The organism is Porcipelethomonas sp., from assembly GCF_051893655.1.
GTDB lineage: Bacteria > Bacillota > Clostridia > Oscillospirales > Ruminococcaceae > Porcipelethomonas.
Map to the genome: position 1 here is coordinate 1 of NZ_JBJFHN010000042.1, position 3,568 is coordinate 3,568.

Here is a 3,568-nt window from a genome sequence, read left to right on the forward strand (position 1 = left end):
AAATGCCCTCTGAAGATGTTCTGATATCTTATATTTTAAAATCCATCGCATGCCGTAAGGATTACAAGGGCAAACGTGTTCTTGTTACTGCAGGACCGACTCAGGAAGCTATTGATCCCGTAAGATTTATAACAAATCACTCTACAGGAAAAATGGGATATGCTGCTGCATACCGTGCAACGCTCCGGGGAGCTGATGTTACTCTTATAACTGGCAAAACTTCTCTTACACCTCCTCCGTTTGTAAATACAATTTCTGTTACAAGTGCTGAGGATATGTATAATGCAGTAATTAACAACTTTGAAGATACTGATGTTATTATAATGTCAGCCGCTGTTGCGGACTATTATCCGGAAAATGTAAGTGACAGCAAAATAAAAAAACATGATGAAAGTATCAGCATACGTCTGAAACGCACAAAGGATATTTTATCTGAAATATGCCGAAAAAAACGTGACAACCAGTTCGTTTGCGGATTTTCAATGGAAACAGAAAACCTGATAGAAAATTCAAGAAAAAAACTTGATGTCAAAAACTGTGATATGATTGTCGCAAACAGCTTAAAATGTCCTGGTGCCGGATTTGGTACTGATACGAATGTTATAACTCTTATTACTAAAAATGAACTGGAAGAATATCCGATAATGTCTAAAGATGATGCCGCAGATAAAATACTTGATTTTATAATTAAAAGTACAAATTTCAAAACAGCTGTCAGATAATGTAAATAAAAGGGTACGCTAAAGCGTACCCTTTTTTATAAATCTCAGGTATTAAACCACATCATCTTCATTAGCAGGAAGCTTTGCTCCGCACACACCGCAGAACTGAAATTTCTCATCAACCTCAGACTGACAGTTAGGACAGATTTTAACACCCTTCATTGTCTGGAGTTCAAAACGCATTTTCTTGATTCTCTTTTTTCTTGTATCAATATCTTCACAATATGCCTTAAGTTCATCAACCTTTTCAGGAGTTTTATAATAGGTTCTGCCGATGTCAGCAAAAATCTCCATTATTCTTTCTTCCTCGTATGCAATCTTTCTTTTCAGATTACTTGTGTCAGAAATGTTTTTTGTCTTTTCGTTTACATTTCTGCTTACATCGCTGGCAACTCCGCCGATTTTGTTAAAAATACTCATAATTTTCCTCCATTACATTTCATAAATTTCTTTGCTTGTAAGCAGCTTTATACCTGCTGTTTTTAATACTTCAGCAGCCTTATTATTATCGGCTACTCTTAATATAACATAAGCCACGTCTTCTGACTTGCTTACAAAAGCATACATATACTCAACACTGATACCGTTTTCATAAAGGGTATGCATAACTGCTGAAAGTCCTCCCGGACGGTCTTCTACGCCTACAGCCAGAACGTCAGTAATTGTAACTGTGCAATCAGCATTTTTTAATGCACTGCATGCCTTGTCAGGATCGTTTACAATAAGGCGCAGTATTCCGAAATCCTTGGTATCAGCAATAGAAAGTGCTCTGATATCAATATTATTTTCTTTAAGTATATCCGTCATAGCACTAAGTCTTCCGGGTTTATTTTCAACAAAAATTGAAATCTGTTTAATTAGCATATTCATACCTCCCCTATTTCCTGTTATCTATAACTCTGACTGCTTTTCCTTCGGTTCTTTTAATCGTCTTAGGTTCAACAAGACGAATTTTTGCCGAAATTCCAAGAGCAGAATCAATTGCCGATTTAATAATTTTCTCCTGATCCTCAAGACTTTTTACAGTATCTGAGAACATATCCGGAGATATTTCAACCTGAATTTCCAGTGTATCAGTATTATTAACCCTGTCAACAATAAGCTGATAATAAGGAGCTGTATTACCCAGCTGCAGCAGAACACTTTCAACCTGGGAAGGAAAAACATTAACGCCTCTTATAATCAGCATATCATCTGAGCGTCCGGCTGGCTTCATCATTTTTATAAGCGTCCTGCCGCATGAACATTTTTCACGTTTTAATATTCCGATATCCCTTGTTCTGTAACGCAGAAGGGGAAAAGCTTCCTTTGTAATACATGTAAACACAATTTCTCCCTGAGAACCTTCCGGAAGGACTTCACCTGTATCAGGATCAATGGTTTCAGCAATAAAATGATCTTCATTGATGTGCATTCCGGTTTGTTCACAGCATTCAAAAGCCACGCCGGGTCCGATAATTTCAGTAAGTCCGTAAATATCCATTGCCTTAAGTCCTAGCTTCGACTCAATTTCATGGCGCATTTCCTCTGTCCATGGTTCAGCACCGAAAAGACCTCCCTTAAGGTGAATATCGTCTTTTGTAACACCCATTTCTTCCATAGTTTCTGCCAGATACAGTGCATATGAAGGAGTACAGCAAATATATGTAGATCCGAAATCCTTTATTATATTAATCTGCCTTTTTGTATTGCCTGTTGATACGGGAATAACTGTCATTCCCACCTTTTCTGCACCGCCGTGAAGTCCCAGTCCGCCTGTAAAAAGACCATATCCATATGATACATGCATAAAATCCTTATTGGTAGCACCTGCCGCTGTAAGGGCTCTCGCACAGCATTCAGACCATATATCCAGATCGTTTCTGGTATATCCTACAACGATCTGCTTTCCCGTAGTTCCGCTGGATGCGTGAACTCTTACAACATCATCCATAGGTACTGCAAAAAGTCCGTAAGGGTACGTATCTCTCAGATCCTGCTTCATGGTAAAGGGTAATTTATGCAAATCCTCAATACTGTGAATATCATCTGGTGTTACCCCTGCCTTTTCCATTCTTTCACGGTAAAAAGGCACATTTTTATATACTCTTCTTACAGTCTGAGAAAATCTGAAGCTTTGAAGTAATTTCATTTCGTCATATGTGGCGCATTCAATATTTTCGTTCCAATATCTTTCCATCTGCATCTCCTTTATTAAAGATTTTTACCCAAATCAAATGCCTTAAGATTAAGCTCCAGAAATTTTTCCGGAACGCATTCCTTAACAGCCGATTTCCATACGCTTTCCTCAAACGGCATTTTTGAAGCCAGCAATCCTATAAGAACCACATTTGAAGCCTTAGCATTACCTGCCTGTTCTGCCACAGACAAAGCGTCTGCTGCAATAACATCAATTCCTGATTTTTTAAGCTTTTCAGTAATATTTTCCGGATATTCTGCAGCACCAGTAATTACCGGCATAGGGTCAAGAGTCTGAGTAGAGGTTATAAGATGTCCATCCTTTTTAAGATATGAAACCCATCTGGCAGCCTCCAGAAGTTCAAAGGAAACTATAATATCTGCTTCTCCTTTTTCTATAACCGGAGAATAAACCTTATCACCATATTTTACATATGTAACAACTGAACCGCCCCTTTGTGACATTCCATGTACTTCGCTGACCTTTACATCAAATCCCTGAGACAGCAGTGCATTTCCGATTATTCTTGATGCCAGAAGACTTCCCTGTCCGCCGACACCGACTATCATAATTGATTTTGTATCCATTAATATAAAAACCTCCATTTACTGTAACTTGCCTGCTTTTGTCTGAACAAATGCCAGTAAGTCACTTATCCCGTCATCTT

General features: G+C 38.3%; 5 protein-coding genes. 1 reads left to right on the top strand and 4 read right to left on the bottom strand.

The window, feature by feature from the left end:
• On the top strand, positions 1-722 hold a 722-nt coding region (gene coaBC, locus ACI4WO_RS02205), incomplete at its 5' end, for a bifunctional phosphopantothenoylcysteine decarboxylase/phosphopantothenate--cysteine ligase CoaBC (protein WP_439805924.1).
• A 51-nt stretch (positions 723-773) separates the two neighbouring features.
• Here coaBC and ACI4WO_RS02210 read toward each other — a convergent pair.
• The 4 genes from ACI4WO_RS02210 to ACI4WO_RS02225 are packed head-to-tail and all read right to left on the bottom strand — an operon-like array spanning position 774 to position 3,488.
• Positions 774-1,142: a zinc-ribbon domain-containing protein gene (locus ACI4WO_RS02210; RefSeq protein WP_439805925.1), complete on the bottom strand. Its 369-nt coding sequence runs from the start codon at positions 1,140-1,142 to the stop codon at positions 774-776.
• A 12-nt stretch (positions 1,143-1,154) separates the two neighbouring features.
• Positions 1,155-1,586 (bottom strand): ACT domain-containing protein, encoded by a 432-nt coding sequence (locus ACI4WO_RS02215; RefSeq protein ID WP_439805926.1) that lies wholly within the window; start codon positions 1,584-1,586, stop codon positions 1,155-1,157.
• Between the two features lie 13 nt (positions 1,587-1,599).
• On the bottom strand, positions 1,600-2,901 hold the full coding sequence (locus tag ACI4WO_RS02220; protein ID WP_439805927.1) for a phenylacetate--CoA ligase family protein: 1,302 nt from the start codon (positions 2,899-2,901) through the stop codon (positions 1,600-1,602).
• A 14-nt stretch (positions 2,902-2,915) separates the two neighbouring features.
• Positions 2,916-3,488 carry an indolepyruvate oxidoreductase subunit beta gene (locus tag ACI4WO_RS02225; RefSeq protein WP_439805928.1) on the bottom strand — a complete coding sequence of 191 codons (573 nt, stop codon included), beginning with the start codon at positions 3,486-3,488 and terminating at the stop codon, positions 2,916-2,918.
• Positions 3,489-3,568: the final 80 nt, after the last annotated feature.